At 70.0% G+C, this 16,691-nt stretch carries 19 protein-coding genes, 1 tRNA gene and 1 pseudogene; 4 read left to right on the forward strand and 17 right to left on the reverse strand.

The genetic code is table 11. The features are described 5' to 3' along the window. Positions 1 to 33: 33 nt before the first annotated feature. Entirely contained in the window at positions 34 to 726 is a 693-nt protein-coding gene (gene trhA, locus QUC20_RS09175; protein ID WP_120264280.1) for a PAQR family membrane homeostasis protein TrhA, read from the forward strand. A gap of 32 nt (positions 727 to 758) precedes the next feature. Here trhA and QUC20_RS09180 read toward each other — a convergent pair whose 3' ends face one another. Beyond that, entirely contained in the window at positions 759 to 1,004 is a 246-nt protein-coding gene (locus tag QUC20_RS09180; protein WP_120262444.1) for a hypothetical protein, read from the reverse strand. An 80-nt stretch (positions 1,005 to 1,084) separates the two neighbouring features. On the opposite strand from QUC20_RS09180, the gene QUC20_RS09185 reads away from it, so the two are divergent. Together QUC20_RS09185 and greA are read left to right on the forward strand one after the other, a co-directional pair. Next, positions 1,085 to 1,480, forward strand: a complete 396-nt coding sequence (locus QUC20_RS09185) for a DUF4307 domain-containing protein (protein ID WP_120262443.1) — start codon at positions 1,085 to 1,087, stop codon at positions 1,478 to 1,480. Positions 1,481 to 1,564: 84 nt separating this feature from the next. Next, positions 1,565 to 2,056, forward strand: coding sequence for a transcription elongation factor GreA (gene greA, locus QUC20_RS09190; protein ID WP_120262442.1), 492 nt, complete (start codon positions 1,565 to 1,567; stop codon positions 2,054 to 2,056). A gap of 25 nt (positions 2,057 to 2,081) precedes the next feature. Here the strand turns inward: greA and ilvA are convergent, their stop codons facing one another. From ilvA to QUC20_RS09210, 4 genes are all read right to left on the reverse strand, one after another. Next, the gene (gene ilvA, locus QUC20_RS09195) at positions 2,082 to 3,308 is read right to left on the reverse strand and encodes a threonine ammonia-lyase (RefSeq protein ID WP_289329661.1); all 1,227 of its coding nucleotides are present in this window, start codon (positions 3,306 to 3,308) and stop codon (positions 2,082 to 2,084) included. After that, entirely contained in the window at positions 3,305 to 4,486 is a 1,182-nt protein-coding gene (locus QUC20_RS09200) for an AI-2E family transporter (protein ID WP_289329662.1), read from the reverse strand. The genes ilvA and QUC20_RS09200 overlap by 4 nt, the downstream gene beginning before the upstream one ends. 64 nt (positions 4,487 to 4,550) lie before the next feature. Then, entirely contained in the window at positions 4,551 to 5,117 is a 567-nt protein-coding gene (locus QUC20_RS09205) for a LemA family protein (RefSeq protein ID WP_120262439.1), read from the reverse strand. Positions 5,118 to 5,195: 78 nt separating this feature from the next. Next, positions 5,196 to 5,819 (reverse strand): MarR family winged helix-turn-helix transcriptional regulator, encoded by a 624-nt coding sequence (locus QUC20_RS09210; RefSeq protein ID WP_353105730.1) that lies wholly within the window; start codon positions 5,817 to 5,819, stop codon positions 5,196 to 5,198. Between QUC20_RS09210 and QUC20_RS09215 the strand changes: the two genes are divergently transcribed. Further along, on the forward strand, positions 5,748 to 6,626 hold the full coding sequence (locus QUC20_RS09215) for an EamA family transporter (protein ID WP_289331503.1): 879 nt from the start codon (positions 5,748 to 5,750) through the stop codon (positions 6,624 to 6,626). The genes QUC20_RS09210 and QUC20_RS09215 overlap by 72 nt on opposite strands. On the opposite strand, the gene QUC20_RS09220 is transcribed toward QUC20_RS09215, so the two are convergent. The 12 genes and pseudogenes from QUC20_RS09220 to QUC20_RS09275 all read right to left on the reverse strand — a co-directional run bounded on the left by QUC20_RS09220 (position 6,586) and on the right by QUC20_RS09275 (position 16,643). Next, positions 6,586 to 6,658 (reverse strand) — tRNA-Leu (locus QUC20_RS09220). The genes QUC20_RS09215 and QUC20_RS09220 overlap by 41 nt on opposite strands. A 342-nt stretch (positions 6,659 to 7,000) precedes the next feature. Then, on the reverse strand, positions 7,001 to 8,437 hold the full coding sequence (locus tag QUC20_RS09225; protein WP_289331504.1) for an NAD(P)/FAD-dependent oxidoreductase: 1,437 nt from the start codon (positions 8,435 to 8,437) through the stop codon (positions 7,001 to 7,003). 43 nt (positions 8,438 to 8,480) lie between these two features. After that, positions 8,481 to 9,770, reverse strand: coding sequence for a S8 family serine peptidase (locus QUC20_RS09230; RefSeq protein WP_289329663.1), 1,290 nt, complete (start codon positions 9,768 to 9,770; stop codon positions 8,481 to 8,483). Beyond that, a complete protein-coding gene (locus QUC20_RS09235) occupies positions 9,743 to 10,213 on the reverse strand; it encodes a DUF501 domain-containing protein (protein WP_120264278.1) in 471 nt (156 codons plus the stop codon). Before QUC20_RS09235 ends, QUC20_RS09230 begins: the two co-directional genes overlap by 28 nt. A gap of 106 nt (positions 10,214 to 10,319) precedes the next feature. Then, positions 10,320 to 10,790: an FtsB family cell division protein gene (locus tag QUC20_RS09240; RefSeq protein ID WP_259455157.1), complete on the reverse strand. Its 471-nt coding sequence runs from the start codon at positions 10,788 to 10,790 to the stop codon at positions 10,320 to 10,322. Positions 10,791 to 10,821: 31 nt separating this feature from the next. Then, positions 10,822 to 12,102 (reverse strand): phosphopyruvate hydratase, encoded by a 1,281-nt coding sequence (gene eno, locus QUC20_RS09245; RefSeq protein WP_120262435.1) that lies wholly within the window; start codon positions 12,100 to 12,102, stop codon positions 10,822 to 10,824. A gap of 99 nt (positions 12,103 to 12,201) precedes the next feature. After that, positions 12,202 to 12,879 carry an O-methyltransferase gene (locus QUC20_RS09250; protein ID WP_289331505.1) on the reverse strand — a complete coding sequence of 226 codons (678 nt, stop codon included), beginning with the start codon at positions 12,877 to 12,879 and terminating at the stop codon, positions 12,202 to 12,204. Positions 12,880 to 13,023: 144 nt separating this feature from the next. Next, positions 13,024 to 13,719 (reverse strand): annotated as a pseudogene (locus QUC20_RS09255) (SGNH/GDSL hydrolase family protein); the annotation flags it as partial. A 76-nt stretch (positions 13,720 to 13,795) separates the two neighbouring features. After that, positions 13,796 to 14,386 carry a hypothetical protein gene (locus tag QUC20_RS09260; protein WP_289329664.1) on the reverse strand — a complete coding sequence of 197 codons (591 nt, stop codon included), beginning with the start codon at positions 14,384 to 14,386 and terminating at the stop codon, positions 13,796 to 13,798. Further along, positions 14,383 to 14,634: a hypothetical protein gene (locus QUC20_RS09265; protein ID WP_147374344.1), complete on the reverse strand. Its 252-nt coding sequence runs from the start codon at positions 14,632 to 14,634 to the stop codon at positions 14,383 to 14,385. Before QUC20_RS09265 ends, QUC20_RS09260 begins: the two co-directional genes overlap by 4 nt. A gap of 61 nt (positions 14,635 to 14,695) precedes the next feature. After that, positions 14,696 to 15,952 (reverse strand): histidine--tRNA ligase, encoded by a 1,257-nt coding sequence (gene hisS, locus QUC20_RS09270; RefSeq protein WP_289331506.1) that lies wholly within the window; start codon positions 15,950 to 15,952, stop codon positions 14,696 to 14,698. Positions 15,953 to 15,983: 31 nt separating this feature from the next. Then, on the reverse strand, positions 15,984 to 16,643 hold the full coding sequence (locus QUC20_RS09275; protein ID WP_289329665.1) for a nucleoside triphosphate pyrophosphohydrolase: 660 nt from the start codon (positions 16,641 to 16,643) through the stop codon (positions 15,984 to 15,986). Positions 16,644 to 16,691: the final 48 nt, after the last annotated feature.

The raw sequence follows: 16,691 nt of genomic DNA on the forward strand, positions 1-16,691 counted from the left end.
GTGACCGGACCCGCACCCGATGAGGGCGTCGAGATGCCCCAGCTGCCTCTGTTGGACGCCGCCGCCGCGAGCGCGCAGATCGAGCTCCGCCCGACCTGGCGCGGCTGGATCCACGCGGCGACCTTCCCCGTGGCGATTGCCGCCGGCATCGTCCTGATCGTGCTCGCGCACGGAGCGCCGGCGAAGTGGGCGAGCGCCGTGTTCATGACGACCTCGCTGCTGCTGTTCGGAAACTCCGCGCTCTATCACCGCTTCGACTGGAAGCCGCGCACCAAGGCGATCCTCAAACGCATCGACCATGCGAACATCCTTCTGCTGATCGCCGGCACCTACACGCCGCTGGCCGTGCTGGCCCTCCCGACCGACCAGACGGTGCTGCTGCTGTCGTTGGTGTGGGGTGGTGCGATCGCAGGGATCTTCTTCCGCGTGTTCTGGATACACGCGCCGCGCTGGCTCTACGTCGCGCTCTACCTCGCGTTGGGCTGGGGTGCGGTGATGTACATCGTCCCGCTCTTCGAGGCCAACGCCGCCATGATGGTGCTCGTGATCGTCGGCGGGTTGCTCTACAGCGGTGGAGCCGTGGTCTACGCGATCAAGAAGCCGAACCCGTGGCCCGGGCACTTCGGGTTCCACGAGATCTTCCACGTGTGCACGGTCCTGGCGTTCCTCTGCCACTGGACGGCGTGCCTGCTCATCGCGCTCGAGCCCGCGTACCACGCCGGCTGACGCGCCCGGCGGGCGGTCAGCCCGGCGGGCGGTCAGCGCGTGTCGGCGTCCCGCTCGCCGCGTGCGGCGGCGTCCTCCTCATCGAGCTGCTCGCGCACCTCGGCTCGGTAGCGCCCGCGACGCACACGCCGCAGCATGTCGAGCAACAGGAGCACGACGGCGATCGTCAGGATCACGATCGCTCCGAAGCCCCACGGTCCGGGGGTGACCGACGTGGGGTCGACCGTGATCTCGGGAATCGGTGTCGCCGCCGATATGAGCCACAGTTGGGAGTTCATGGTTCCTCGATCTGCGCGAGAAGCGCTTAGCCTGGAAACACCAGCCTAATCCCGTCAGAACCGCCTCGGAGACCGCCACGATGACCACGCAGCTCAAGCTCGACCAGCGATACGGTCGGACGCGCGACAAGCGCTCGCGCCGCATCCTGATCGCCGTCGCGAGCGTGCTGGGCGCGGGTGTTCTCGGACTCGTGGCGTGGACTACCGTGACCGGGGCGATCAACTCCGTCGACACCGACGCGACCGGATTCCAGGTGATCGACGAACACTCCGTCGTCGTCTCGTTCCAGGTCAGCGGGGCTCGAGACAAACCGCTCGCCTGCGCCCTCGAGGCGCAGGACACCGAGCACGGCGTGGTCGGATGGCGCGTCGTGGAGTACCCGGCTGCAGACGGCGTCTCTCGGGCGTTCACCGAGACGATTCCGACCGTCGCCCTCGCGACGAATGGTTTGGTGACCTCTTGCTGGATCCCGTAGTCTAGGTCTTTCTTGTGCGCCCCGGTCGGATGCCGGGGCGTTCGCCATAGGCGGCTGTGTGCCGCGCCAGTGCAAGGAGATCACATGTCGAACGACGCTCCCGTCACCTTCCTCACGCAGGACGCCTACGACCGTCTCGTCGCGGAGCTCGAACACCTCTCGACGACGGGGCGCGAGGAGATCGCCAAGCGCATCGAGGCCGCGCGCGAGGAAGGCGACCTGAAGGAGAACGGCGGCTACCACGCCGCGAAGGACGAGCAGGGAAAGCAGGAGGCGCGCATCCGCACCCTCCAGCAGCTGCTCAAGGACGCCACCGTCGGCGAGGCTCCCGAGTCCGACGGCACGGTGCTCTCGGGCACCGTCGTCACGGCGCTCGTCGCGGGCGGCGAAGAGGTCTTCCTGCTCGGCAGCCGCGAGATCGCGGCTGGTTCCGAGCTCGACGTCTACAGCGAGGCCTCACCCCTCGGCGAGGCGATCCTCGGCCTCAAGGAGGGCGAGAAGACCTCGTACACCGCCCCGAACGGCCGCGAGATCTCGGTCGAGATCGTCAAGGTCGAGACCTACTCGGGACAGTGACCCGCGCGCTTCGCGCCGGCGCTCGTCAATCGGAGACGACCGTCGGCGCGAAGCCGGCATCCTCGAGGACCGCGATGACCTGAGCGCGGTGCTCCTCGCCTCGCGTCTCGACGCTCAGCTGAAGGATGACCTCGCTGATCTGCAGTCCCTGCCCATGGCGCGTGTGCAGCACCTCGATCACGTTGGCACCCGCCACCGACAGCAGCTCCGAGACTCTCGCCAGCTGACCGGGGCGGTCGGGCAGGGGGATCTGCAGCGTCATGTAGCGACCGGATGCCGCGAGCCCGTGCGCCACGACGCGCTGGAGCAGCAACGGGTCGATGTTCCCGCCCGAGAGGACGGCGACCGTCGGTCCCGATGCCGTGACCTTGCCGGCGAGGATGGCGGCGACACCGACAGCACCCGCCGGCTCGACGACCTGCTTGGCACGCTCGAGAAGCACCAGGAGCGCCCGGGCGATGTCGTCGTCCGAGACGGTGACGACCTCATCGACGAGCTCGCGGATGACGGCGAACGTCTCGTCGCCCGGGCGCGCGACCGCGATGCCGTCGGCGATCGTCGGGGTCGTCTCGACGGCCAGCGGCATCCCCGCGGCGAGCGATGACGGGTAGGCGGCGGCGTTCTCCGCCTGCACGCCGATCACGCGCACGCGCCGCCCCTCGGCCGCAGCGCGCCCCTTCACGGCTGCAGCGACACCGGCGATGAGCCCGCCTCCCCCGATCGGGATGAGGAGCGTCTCGATGTCGGGCACCTGATCGACGAGCTCGAGACCCAGGGTTCCTTGGCCCGTGATGACATCGGGGTGGTCGAACGGGTGGATGAGCACCGCACCGGTGCGTTCGGCGAACTCCGCCGCGAGCCTCAGCGGCGTCTCGACGGTCGCGCCTTCGAGCACGACGTCGGCGCCGTACCCGCGGGTGGCCAGGAGTTTGGGCACGGGCACACCCAACGGCATGAAGATCGTCGCCCGGATGCCGAGCTTCTGCGCCGCGAGCGCGACGCCCTGGGCGTGGTTGCCCGCCGAGGCCGCGACGACGCCGCGGGCGCGCTCCTCCTCGGTGAGGCGCGAGAGGCGGTAGGTCGCGCCGCGGATCTTGAACGACCCGGTGCGCTGCAGGTTCTCGAGCTTCAGATACACCGGCACGCCGAGAAGATCCGAGAGGTGCTCGGAATACTCCATGGGGGTGCGGGTGACGACGCCGTCGAGCACCGCCGCGGCTGCGTCGAGATCGGCCGGAGTGGGTCCGGTCATGCGTTCTTCCTCCGGTCTCGGGGCACGGTGCTCCAGATCATCTCATCGGGCCGCGGCGCGACCCCTGTCTCCCACGATCGTCGCGATATGTAGAGCACGACGACGTTGACGAAGGCGGCAAGGGGTACCGCGAACAACGCACCGGGGATGCCTGCGATCATTGCTCCGCCGGCGACGACGATGACGACGGCGAGCGGGTGGACCTTGACGGCAGAGCCCATGAGCAGTGGCTGCAGGATGTGCCCCTCGAGCTGCTGCACGCCGAGCACGATCACGAGCATCCACAGGGCGATCCAGGGGCCGTTGTAGACGAGTGCCAGGAAGACCGCGAGAGCACCGGTGACGACGGCTCCGACGAAGGGGATGAACGCACCGAGGAAGACCAGCACCGCGATGGGGGCGGCGAGGGGCACCCCCAGGAACAGCGCACCCAGGCCGATGCCGGTCGCGTCGATCGTCGCGACGAGGAGCTGGGTTCGGGCATAGGTCACGACGGTGCGCCAGCCCGTCCGGCCCGCGCCGTCGACCGCGGGCCGGGCCTGACGCGGGAACAGACGCACCACCCAGCGCCAGATGCGGCCCCCGTCGGCGAGGATGCACAGCAGGATGAAGAGGACGAGCAGAGCGCCCGTCGCGACATGACCCACGGTCGATCCGATCGCCAGAGCCCCGGACCACAGCAGCGAGGCCTGCTGCTCGACGAACCCCCAGCCCTGCTGGAGCAGGTCATCGATCTGCGCTGATGTGAGGTGGAGCGGGCCGTCGATGAGGTACTGCCGCAGCTGGCCGACGGCGTCGACCGTCCGCCCCTGGACCGACGGCCACTGCCGGCTGATCTGCCAGATGGCGAGCCAGAGCAGGCCCGAGATGACGGCGATCGTCGCGAGCACGCTCAGCACGATCGCCGCCCAGCGCGGCACGCGGTGCTCGAGCATCCAGAGGAGGCCCGGCCAGAGCAGCGCAGCCAGCAGGATCGCGATGAGCAGCGGGATGACCAGGAGTTTCAGCTGGATGATGATCCAGATCGCCACGCCCGCCGCCGCCGCGACCACGAGCAGCCGCCACGAGTATGCCGTGGCCAGGCGCAGGCCGCGCGGAATGCTCGGCGACGTCTCGGTGGCAACGGTCCGGGTGCGCAGGGCGTCGAAGAACGATCGCCCGACCTTGTCGTCGCTCATCCCGTCAGTCTAGGACTCCGACGCGTATCCGCCCGACCGTCGGCGGCGGTCTCAGAGCGGGTGCTCAGAACTGCACGCGCGGCGGCTCGGCGATCGCCGCGCCGTTCTCGACCTCGAAGAACTCGCGCTCGGTGAACCCGAGGCTGCGAGCGAACAGGTTGTTGGGGAACACCTTGATCTTCGTGTTCAGTTCACGCACGCCGCCGTTGTAGAAGCGGCGCGACGCCTGGATCTTGTCTTCGGTGTCGACGAGCGCCTGCTGCAGCTGCAGGAAGTTCTGGCTCGCCTGCAGTTGGGGATATGCCTCCGCCACGGCGAAGAGCGACTTCAGTGCCTGCTGGACGTGTCCCTCGGCCACACCCGCTTCTGCGGGACCGCTCGCAGAGAGGATCTCGGCGCGGGCGCGGGTGACGTTCTCGAAGACCGCCTTCTCGTGTGCGGCATATCCGCGAACCGTGTCGATGAGGTTGGGAAGAAGGTCGGCCCGACGCTTCAGCTGCACCGTGATGTCGCTCCACGCCTCGTCGACGCGGACGTTGAGCGCTACGAGCGAGTTGTACGTCGCCCACAGGTAGATGCCGACGACAGCGAGCAACGCGACGACGACGATGACCGGGATCAGCCACTCCATTGCATGTCCCCTCTCTCCGGGTCCAGTCTAACCAGCACGCGTCCGGCGCCACCGGCCGCGCCCGCGAACTCGCAGGTCTTACCCACCCCCGACGAGCCGGGAGAGCATCTCGGCCAGCTGAGCCTGTTCCCGGGATGAGAGCGGATCGAGCACCGCCCGCTCGGTGTCGAGGTGGTCCGGGAGCACGCGGTCGACGATACGCCGGCCCTCCTCGGTCAGCCGCACGATCTTTCCCCGCCCGTCAGCCGGATCGGGGTGGCGGCTGACGTACCCCAGCGCCTCGAGGCGGTTGAGTCGCTGGGCGACGGCGCTCGAGGTGATCATCGCATCGGCCGCGAGCCCGGCCGGCGTCAGCTCGTAGGGCTCCCCCTGTCGGGTGAGTGTGGCGAGGACGTCGAAGGTGGCCGCGTCGATGCCGTGGCTCGCGAAGGTCGCGGCGAGGCGGGCATCAACGGATGCCGCTGCCCGTCCGAGCCGTCCGATCACAGCCATCGGGGTGACGTCGAGCCCGGGCTTCTCTCTCGCCCACTGCTCCAAGATCCGGTCGACATGGTCCATGCCCGCGATCCTAGTCGCTAAGCGCTGAGCTATTATGCCTAAGTGCTTAGCAATCGGACCGCGCTCCTCGTCATGACCGCCCTCGCGCCCGTCGTCTGGGGCACCACCTACCTCACCACCACGACGTTCCTCCCGCCCGGGCATCCGCTGCTGATCGCGACGGTGCGCGCGCTGCCGGCAGGATTCATCCTGCTCCTCGTGGCACGGCGACTCCCGACCGGATCGTGGTGGTGGCGCTCGTGGGTCCTGGGCGCTCTGAACTTCACGGTGTTCTTCGGCTGCCTCTTCATCGCCGCCGATCGACTCCCGGGCGGGGTCGCCGCGGTGGTCGGCGGCATCCAGCCCCTCATCGTCGCCGTGCTCGGTTGGCGGATCCTGTCCGAGCGGCTCACCGTCGTCACGATCATCGCCGGAACGGCCGGGGTCATCGGGGTCGGACTCATCGTCGCGCCCGGCGACGCCGCGCTCGACCCCGTCGGCGTCGCCGCCGCCCTCAGCGGCGCCGTGTCGATGGCCGTCGGAACGGTGCTGACCAAGCGGTGGGGCGCCGGTCAGCCCCCGCTTGCGGTGACGGCGTGGCAGCTCCTCGCCGGCGGCATCCTTCTCGCCGCGCTCACGGCAGTCGTCGAGCCGCCGCCCGACGCGCTTCCCACGGCGCCGCAACTCGGCGCGTACGCATACCTGACGCTCGTCGGCACAGCGCTCGCGTATGTGCTCTGGTTCCGCGGCGTGCGGTCGCTCCCGACGCGCCTGCCCGCCTTCGTCGGGCTGCTGAGCCCCGTCGTGGCCGTGGTGCTGGGCCTGGTCGTCGCCGGTGAGACGCTGAGCGCTCTTCAAGCCGTCGGGCTGGTGACAGTGCTCGCGTCGGTGACCGCTGCGGTGGCGCAGCCGCGGACGAGAGCGTCGAACGTACCCCCGGTGGGACTCGAACCCACACTGAAGCGATTTTAAGTCGCCTGCCTCTGCCATTGGGCTACGGGGGCCCGGTCCCACGTTACCGGGCTTCCACCGGGCGGCTTGATTGGCAGTAACCGCCCACGCGCGACCCGTGAAGGGGCACAACCTGCCAACCCAACCCGCAGCAGCACCCACGCGACCCACTCACCTGGCAGTACCCGCCCACGCGCGACCCGTGAAGCGGCACAACCTGCCAACCCAACCCGCAGCAGCCCCCACGCGACCCACTCACCTGGCAGTAACCGCCCACGCGCGACCCGTGAAGGGGCGCGACCTGCCAACCCAACCCGCAGCAACACCCACGCGAGACCGGGGAACGACGAGGCCCCCGTCACCGAGCGGTGCGGGGGCCTCGGGGTGCACGAGCCTCAGCTCGCGTTGACCTTGTTGTCCTTCTCGGCGGGGGCGACCGCTGCGGCGCCCTCGTCCTTCGCGACGCTCTTCGGGTCGATCGGCGGCTGCGGGTTCTCCGCGGCGGGCTGCGCGGGACGCGGACGCGCGGCGAACTCCTCGAACGCAGCACGCGGCGTGAGCGTGCCCTGCAGAGCGACGTTGTCGCGGCCGAGCCAGAAGTTCATCCACCAGTCGCCGACGACGCGCCACTTGCGCTCCCACGACGGCATCGCGAGACCGTGGTAGCCGCGGTGCGCGACCCAGGCGAAGAAGCCCTTGATCGCGATCTTGCCGGACTGGAAGACACCGTTGCCGAGGCCGAGGCCGGCGACCGCACCGAGGTTCTTGTGGAAGTACTCGCGCGGCGTCTCGCCCCGGAGCACGGCGACGAGGTTCTTCGCCAGCAGCTTGGCCTGACGCACGGCGTGCTGCGCGTTGGGCACGCAGTAGCCGCCCACGCCGCCGCCGGTCAGGTCGGGAACGGCCGAGATGTCACCGGCAGCCCAGGCGCCCTCGACGATCTCCTCGGGCGTGCCGACACGCAGATCGGCGCGGGTGCGGATGCGGCCGCGCTCCTCGACGGGCAGGTCGCTGCCGCGAACGACCGTCGGGTTCGCCATGACGCCGGCGGTCCAGATGATGACGTCGGTGGGGATGACCTCACCCGTCGACAGTGCAACGTTGCCGCCCTCGGCGCCCTGCACCTGCGTGTCGAGGTGCACGTTGGCACCCTTCTTCGCGAGGTCCTTCAGCACCCACTGGCTCGTCTCGAGCGAGACCTCGGGCATGATGCGTCCCATGGCCTCGATGAGGTGGAAGTGCGTGTCCTCGAAGCGCAGCTGCGGGTAGCTCTTCAGGAGCGACGACGCCATCGCGCGCAGCTCTGCGAACACCTCGATGCCCGCGAAGCCGCCACCGACGACGACGACGGTCAGCAGACGGTCGCGCTCGGGGCCGGCAGGCAGGTTCGCCGCACGGTCGAAGTTGGTGAGGATGCGGTCGCGGATCGCCATCGCCTCTTCGACCGTCTTCAGACCGATCGCGTTGTCGGCGATGCCCGGGATCGGGAAGGTGCGCGAGACGGCACCGGCGGTCACGACGATCTGGTCGTAGCGGTGCTCCCACGGCTCGCCCTGCTCGGGCGTGATCGTCGCGACCTTGTTGGCGTGGTCGATCTTCGTGACCTTCGCGTTGACGACGTTCGTCCGCTTGAGGTGACGGCGAAGACCGACGACGACGTGGCGGCCTTCGATCTCACCGGCCGCGACCTCGGGGAGGAACGGCTGGTAGGTCATGTAGGGCAGCGGGTCGACGATGGTGACCTCGGCCTCACCCTTGCGGAGGTGCTTCTCGAGCTTCCACGCGGTGTAGAAGCCGGCGTAGCCGCCACCGACGACGAGGATCTGGGGCACAGATGTGGACACGTTCGGAAGAACTCCTTGATCGGGGGCTCGGCTAGCGCGACGCGCGGGCCGATCGGATGCGCCGGACAGCAGCAGTGACGCCGAGCGCCACCAGTATAGCGGCCATGGTCACACCCAAGAGCGGGACGGTCCCGTACAGGAGCGTGTTCATGCTCGGCAGAAGCGGCGACCCGGCCTCGGACGGAGGGTCCGCGGCCGGCAGCTCCGGCAGCGCGACGGGCGAGGTCGTGGGCTGAGGCGCGGGCGCCTGCTCCGCCCGGCGGTAGATGCGCACCCATTCCGCAAGATCGCCCATCGGGTTCTCCGACACCGCCGGAACGGCCGCACTCACCGCAGCCGCGGCATCCAGCAGTCCGTAGCCGTAAAGCGGATCGGGCTTCGCCGAGACGCCGGGGACCGCGCGCGCGGTCTTGATGATGCGGTTGATGACGTTGTTCGCGTCGAGCCCGGGATGTGCCGAGCGCACCAGCGCGGCCACGCCCGCGACGATCGGGGCCGCGCCGCTGGTGCCGTCCCACACCACGATGCGGCCGTCGGCCGAGACGCCGAGCAGTCCCTCGCTCGGCGCCGAGATGCCGATCGTGATGCCCTGCGTCGACGCCTCCTGGCTCGCGACTCCCCCACGATCGACGCCGCCGACGGTGAGGACACCGGGGATCGTGGCCGGCGCGCCGACGCGATCGGTTCCCGTCCCCCGGTTCCCGGCGGCGACGACGACCACCACGTCATGGTCGTAGGCGTACTGGAAGGCCGTGTCCCACGACGGGTCCCACTCGAGGAGATTCGTCGTGAACGACAGGTTGATGACGTCGGCGCCCTGATCGACGGCCCACGTCATCGCGTCGGCGACCTGCGTCGCGAACGGGATGTCGGACGTGCCGCCGAAGCCGATGGACAGCGAAAGCAGCCTCGCCTCTGGCGCGACGCCGATCATGCCGGTGTCGGGTCCGGTGCCGCGGGATGCCGCGAGCGAGGCGACCCAGCTGCCGTGATCGCGGTCATCGCCGCCGACGGGCGTACGTCCGTCGGCGCTTCCTGAGCCCGAGAAGTCTGCGCCCGCGCTGACCGCGCCCTCGAACTCGGCCGGACCGCGACCGATGCCCGTGTCGATCACCGCGATCGTCGTACCGGCCCCGCGCGTGGTCTGCCACGCCGTGCGGACCCCGTAGTCATCGAGCCAGTACTCCGCCTGGCGCGCGGGATCGGGCGGGGGCACCACTGCACCGGCCGTCGTCGCGCTGACGACGAGCACGCCGACGACGGCCGCGCGCAGGAGCCGCCCGACGCGCCGCGTCACGCGGCCACCCGCGGGGTGGCGCATGTGCATCGCTCGGGCGACCAGGTCGATCGCTCGAGCGCGAGATCGCCGATGGGGTTGACCCCGGGTCCGGCCGCGAGTGCGTGCGCCGCGACGGCGTGCAGGCACTTCACACGCGTGGGCATGCCTCCGGCCGAGATGCCCGCGATCTCCTCGACCTCTCCGTAGGCTGCCCGGTCGGCGAGGTAGCTCTCGTGGGCGCGCCGATACGCCTCTGCTACCTCGGCGTCCTCAGCCAGGAGGTCGGACAGGTCACGCATGACATGGGTCGCCTCGAGCGCCGACATGGCGGCGGTGGCACCCGGATGCGTGAGGTAATAGAAGGTCGGGAAAGGCGTGCCGTCGGGCAGCCGCGGTTCCGTCGAGACGACCGTCGGGTTGCCGCACACGCAGCGCGCCGCGATACCCACGACTCCCCGCATCGGACGCCCCAGCTGCTCGCGCATGACCTCGAGGTCGGCGTCGGTCGCGGGTGTCAGGGCCGTAGCAGTCACCCAGACAGGCTACCGTCCGCTGCTGGCCGACTCCTGGGGCCCGGGGGGGGCGCGGCGGTCAGGGACCGGTCGCGGCCGTGCGCGCCGATCCGCTCGTCACGACGGATCGCACGAACTGCGACATCCAGTCGGTGCGCGTGCGCTCCACGTCGCTCGAAACAGCAGCCGGGTCGTCGGGCACCGCGGAGGCGGGGAGGTCGTCGTCGATGAGGTAGACGACCTCACCGGGACGGACGTAGTACAGGCGCTCACGCGCCTGGGTCATGATGAAAGCCGGGTCGCGCCACTGCTCGCGTTCGGCAGCGAGGGCATCGACCTCGTCCTGGCCGACACGGACGGACTCTTCGAGTGCCGCGATCTGCGCGCGCTGGTCGAGATAGGTGCTCACGGAAGGCACCAGCACGCATGCGGCCAGCACGACGAGGCCGAGCATGATGAAGGCGAAGCCCGACACGCGGATGCCCCCCATCCACTCCCGGACGTCGACCCGCCGCCGGGCACGAGAAGAGGGAGCCGTCGTCTTGACCACGGCTCCCCCTCTCGTCACGTTTCAGCGCAGGTCAGCCCTGGAATCGCGGGAACGCAGCACGGCCGATGAACTCCGCGGCGTCACCCAGCTCCTCCTCGATGCGCAGAAGCTGATTGTACTTCGCCACGCGCTCCGAGCGCGCGGGCGCGCCGCTCTTGATCTGGCCGGCGTTGACAGCCACGGCCAGGTCGGCGATGGTCGTGTCCTCGGTCTCACCCGAGCGGTGCGAGAGCATCGTCGTGTATCCGGCGCGGTGTGCGACCGCGATCGCGTCGAGCGTCTCGGACAGCGTGCCGATCTGGTTGACCTTCACCAGCAGCGAGTTCGCGGCCTTGCGGCGGATGCCGTCGGCCAGGCGTGCCGGGTTGGTGACGAACAGGTCGTCGCCGACGAGCTGGACCTTGTCGCCCAGCTTCTCGGTGAGGGCGGTCCAGTTGTCCCAGTCGTCCTCGGCCAGCGCGTCCTCGATCGTGACGATCGGGAAGTCGTTGACGAGCTGCACGTAGTACTCGGTCAGCTGCTCGGCGTTCCAGTCCTTGTTGTCGAGGCGGTAGACGCCGTCCGTGAAGAACTCCGTCGCCGCGACATCGAGACCGAGGGCGATCTCGGAGCCGGGCTTGAAGCCGGCCTTCTCGATCGCCTTGACGAGGAACTCGAGCCCCTCGCGGTTGCTCGGCAGGTCGGGGGCGAAGCCGCCCTCGTCGCCCAGTCCGGTCGCGTAGCCCGCGGCCTTCAGCTCGCCCTTGAGGACGTGGTAGACCTCGGTGCCCCAGCGCAGCGACTCGCTGAAGCTCTCGGCGCCGATCGGCGCGAGGAAGAACTCCTGCATGTCGATGCCGTTGTCCGCGTGCTCGCCGCCGTTGATGACGTTGAACAGCGGAACGGGCAGGACGTGCGCGTTCGGTCCGCCGAGGTAGCGGAACAGCGGCAGGTCGGCCGAGTCGGCCGCGGCCTTGGCGACGGCGAGCGAGACGCCGAGGATGGCGTTCGCGCCCGTGCGCGACTTGTTCTCGGTGCCATCGGTCTCGATGAGGATCTCGTCGATGATGCGCTGCTCGCTCGCATCGACGCCTTCGATGGCCGGGCCGAGCTCGTCGATGACCGCGGTGACGGCCTTGAGCACGCCCTTGCCGCCGTAACGGCTCTTGTCGCCGTCGCGGAGCTCGTACGCTTCGAACGCGCCGGTGGACGCGCCGGAGGGGACGGCCGCGCGCTGGACGATGCCGTCGTCGAGGAGCACCTCCACTTCAACGGTCGGGTTGCCACGCGAATCCAGAATCTCGCGTGCGCCTACAGCCTCGATCAGTGCCACAGGGGTACTCCTTGCTTGTGGAGGGTGAGTCGTGGAGCGTCGTCGGTCCACTCTTGAGTCTAGTGATGACCGTGGCCGCCGCCACCGGGTCTGCCGGGACTATGACGCGGGATCCACCCGCAGGGCGAGAGCGAGCCCGTCCCAGCCCTTGAGGTCGAGCGTCTGCAGCGCGGTCGCGTCGAAGCGCCGGTCACGCGCGAGCATCTCGAGTGCGCGGCGCGTGCCTGCCACCTGCTCGTCCTCCGTCGCGGGATCGCTCACCCGCCCCGCGCGCACGACGTTGTCGACCACGACGATCGCGCCGGGTCGGGTCAGCCTCGCCGCGTGGTCGAGGTAGATCGTGTTCGATTCCTTGTCGGCGTCGATGAAGACGAGGTCGAACTCCTCATCGACATCCGGGAGGACGTCGGCGCCACGACCGACCCGCACCTCGACGCGGTCGTCGACGCCGGCCCGCGCGATGCTGGCGCGGGCGACGTCCGCGTTGCGCGCCTCGGCCTCGATGCTGAGCAGCCGTCCGTCGTCGGGGAGCGCGCGCGCCATCGCGATGGTCGAGAAGCCGCCGAGCGTACCGATCTCGAGAACCCGGCGGACGCCCCCGATCCTGATCAGCAGCTGAAGCAGCTTGGCGCTGAGCGGAGAGACCTCGATCGCGGGCAGCCCCGCCGCACGCTGGTCGGCGAGGGCGGCCTCGAGTGCGGGATCCGGTGTCACGAGAGTCGCCGTGAGATACGCGTCGGTGCGCCTCCAGCTGTCGGGAGTGGGGTCGGTCGTCATGCCTTCAGCCAACCGCACGACGTCGGTGCGCGCCAGCATCCGCGCCGCTCTCGTCTCAGCGAACGCCGCAGACACGGCCGGAAGCAGAGCATCGGCGGTGCGCCGGTAACCCAGTGCGCTCGGGTGGAACCGATCGAGCGCGAACATCTCGTCGGGGTTGTCGACGAACACCGGGCCCACGGCGCGGCGGAGCGAGACGACACGCGCACCTGCGGCACCCGCGGCCCTCCCCTGCGCCTCCGCGAGCGCTCGCGATGCCCGCGAGGCGAAGCTCCGCAACGGCTGCGGGACGGGGCGCAGGGCGCCGAGGTCCGGACAGGTCCCGACCACGACGGCGCATCCGCGCGCTCGCAGCGCATCGACCGCGTCGGCGAGACTGCGTGCGGCCTCGCCGGGAGGAATCCGATGCGTGACATCGTTGCCGCCGACGACGATGACCGCGACGTCCGCAGACGCGTCGTCTCCGAGCGCGGCGATCTGGTCGCCGAGCGTCGACGACTCCGCTCCGACGACGGCGCCGGTCCGCAGCCGCACCGGGCGATGCGTCCGCTTCGCGAGACCGCGTGCGAGCCGCCCGCCGAGCGTGTCCTTGCGGCGCTCGGCCCCGAGCCCCGCCGCGAGCGAGTCGCCGAGCATGACGAGACGCACCGGCTCACCCGCATAGGAGCGCCGCCAGAGGCGATCGGCGTCGAGCGCGAGCTCACCGAGCGGTTTGCCGATGCGTTCGCGGGCGAGTGCGGCCTGTCGGGTCAGCACGAGGCGCGAAGCGAGCACGACCGCCCCGGCCGAGATGACCGCGCCGCCGACGGCGGCCCCGATGCGCGCCGCTGGTGTGGTCATGACGCCAGCACAACACCATCGGGTGAACGGCCGCAGAAGACGATCCGACGAACAGCCCAACGGCGTCGGCGTGCGGTCAGTCCGGCTCAGGTGCGAGACCGAGATCGCGCACGAGGTAGATCCACGGGAACGCCCGGCAACCGACCTCCCAACCGTCCTGGAGCTCGCGCTCCAACGAGACCCGCCACAGGATGCGGCGATGCTCCCACTGGGTCTCGGTCCGGCGCATCCGGTGCGCGAGCATCCCCGCCCCGACGGTCCGCCAGCCCTGCCGACCCGCCGCCTCGAGTTCGGGCAACTCGTCGAACGCGGTGACAGGTCCGAGCCACCGTTCCTCCGTCGATTCCTCCACCGCCGGCGGCTCCGCTCCGAAGCGTTGCTGCGCGGCCTGGCGGGACATCCCCAGCTCCGCGCCGATGCGAGACCAGCTCGCGCCCGCGGCGCGGGCGGCGACGACTGATCGGTGCAGAAGCGAGCGCGCCGCGCGCTCCGCTGCGGCGCTGGCGGCGATGACTCTCACGTGGCCCTCGACGTCGATGCCGGCCGCTTCCTCGACCTGGGCGGCGTCGAGGACGACGCGACCGATGGCGTCGCCGATGATCTCGAGGGCGACGGGTGCGCCGCCGGTCGTGAGGGCGTCGTCACCCGTGGATCGATGCGTGGTCACACCGATCCGTTCGTCCGGGCGGGGAGCCACGTCGGCGTGTGACCGGCGCGGCTCATGCCCGTGACCAGACCCCAGAGGTATGCAGCGAGGACGATGGCGGCGATGCCCGCGCCGAGCGCGAACCCGCCCCAGAACCCCGACCAGTCGAACCCGATGGCGGCGAGAGAGAGCACGGCTCCGGCGACGGCGGATACGGCTGCCACCCACCGGATCCGGGTGACGTGATGACGCGGGTTTGGCTTGTCCATGCGTCAACCCTAGATTGACACGCGGCCTGTCGTCAACACAAAGTTGACAGCAGAGCGATGATCAGTCGATGGGTCGCGGATCCGCCGAGCGGATGTCCTCTCCTGTGCGCATCGTGACGAAACCGGCGTAGCCGTCGGCCGCGGCGCGCTCCAGAAGCGCCTTGAGGTTCTTCGGGCGCTGTTCGAGACGCACCCGCGCACCGCCGGCGACGAGGTGCGCCTTCGCGGCGAGCAGCTCGGGCAGCGGAACATCGCGATCGTGGACGAGCACGAGACCGTCTCGGTCGTCGCCCGCGCCCGCGCCCAGCAGATCGACGAGACGCTCGAACCCGAGCGAGAAGCCCACGGCGGGCACCTCCGCCCCCAGGAAGCGGCCGATCATGCCGTCGTAGCGACCGCCCCCGCCGAGCGAGTACGACACCGATGGGTGCGCGAGCTCGAAGATCGTGCCCGTGTAGTAGCCCATGCCGCGCACGAGGAACGGATCGAAGACGAGCGGAACGTCGTCCGTTCCACCGCGCGCCGCGCGCACGGCGTCTCCGATGCCCACGAGGTGCGCGATCACGTCGTCGCCCACGCCCTCCGGAAGGCGCGCTCGGATGCCGTCGGCGTCATACCCCGCGGCATCCGTCTGCGGGCGACGGAGGAACGCCTCGAAGGCGTCTGCGGCTGCCGGGGTCGCACCTCGCTCACGCAACTCCGCCACGACGCCGTCGGCACCGAGCTTGTCGAGCTTGTCGATCGTGATGAGCACGCCGGGACGCTCGGACTCGGCGAACCCGAACGTGGCGAGCATCGCGTCGAGCACCCGCCGATCGTTGATGCGTATCGTTGCTCCGGCCAGTCCGAGAGCCTCGAGCGCGTCGAGGCTCGCCGTCATCAGCTCGGCCTCCGCACGCGGGCTCGCGTCTCCGATGATGTCGATGTCGCACTGCACGAACTGCCGGTAGCGACCCTTCTGCGGCCGCTCGGCGCGCCATACCGGCGCGATCTGAATCGCGCGGAACACCGTGGGAAGTTCGGCGCGGTGCGAAGCGTAGAACCGGGCGAGCGGCACGGTGAGGTCGTAGCGGAGACCGAGGTCGGTCAGCGACGCGGGGTCGTCGGCTGCGGCGCGGATGCCGTCGGCGTCGAGCCCTCGCGCCAGGACGTTGTAGGCGAGCTTCTCGTTGTCGCCGCCGATGCCGGCGTGCAGGCGGCCGTACTCCTCCATGACGGGCGTTTCGATCTCGTCGAAGCCGTGGGCGCGGTAGCGCTGACGGACGACGGCGAGGACGCGCTCGCGGCGGGCTTTGTCGGCGGGGAGGAAGTCGCGCATGCCGCGCGGCGGATTCACGGTGGGCACCGGCCTATTCTTCCAGGTCGGCGGAGCCGCGACCGGCGCCCTCCGCGTCGCGGATCTCGCCATCGAGCGCGCGCAGTCGTTCGCGCAGAGCCCGCTCGGCGTCCCAGCCCTGGGCGCGGGCGTGCGAGACGAGTGCGAGGAGCGCGTCGCCGAGTTCGGCCTCGTCGGCGGGTGGTTCCGCGCGGAGCAGCGGTGCCGCCGACAGGATGGACGCCGACTTGCCGAGCATCTTCTGGGCCAGAGCGAGTGTCGGCATGTGGACGGACACTCCGTCGAGGACGCTCCTGCGCGTGCGCTTCTCGGCCGCCTTCGCCGCGTTCCAGAGCACCAGCACCTGCTCGGGCGTCTCGGCCGTCTCGTCGCCGAAGACATGAGGATGCCGACGCACCATCTTCTCCGTGAGGCCGCGCGCGACGTCGTCGATGTCGAAGGGGTCGGATGCCGAGCGTGATGCGATCTCGGAGTGGAACAGCACCTGCCACAGGAGGTCGCCGAGCTCCTCGCGCAGATCGTCCGCGGTGCCGGCCTCGACGGCATCCACGACCTCCGCCGACTCCTCGATCAGATAGGGCACGAGGTCGCGGTGGGAGATTTGCGCCGTCCACACGCATCGGTCGCGCACAGCGCGCATCGTGTCGGCCGCATCGCGCAACGGATCGGACATCGGACTCCTTCGGACGGGAGTCCCAGGCTAGTCCGCCGTAACACAACG

The organism is Microbacterium arborescens, assembly GCF_030369635.1.
Lineage (GTDB): Bacteria > Actinomycetota > Actinomycetes > Actinomycetales > Microbacteriaceae > Microbacterium.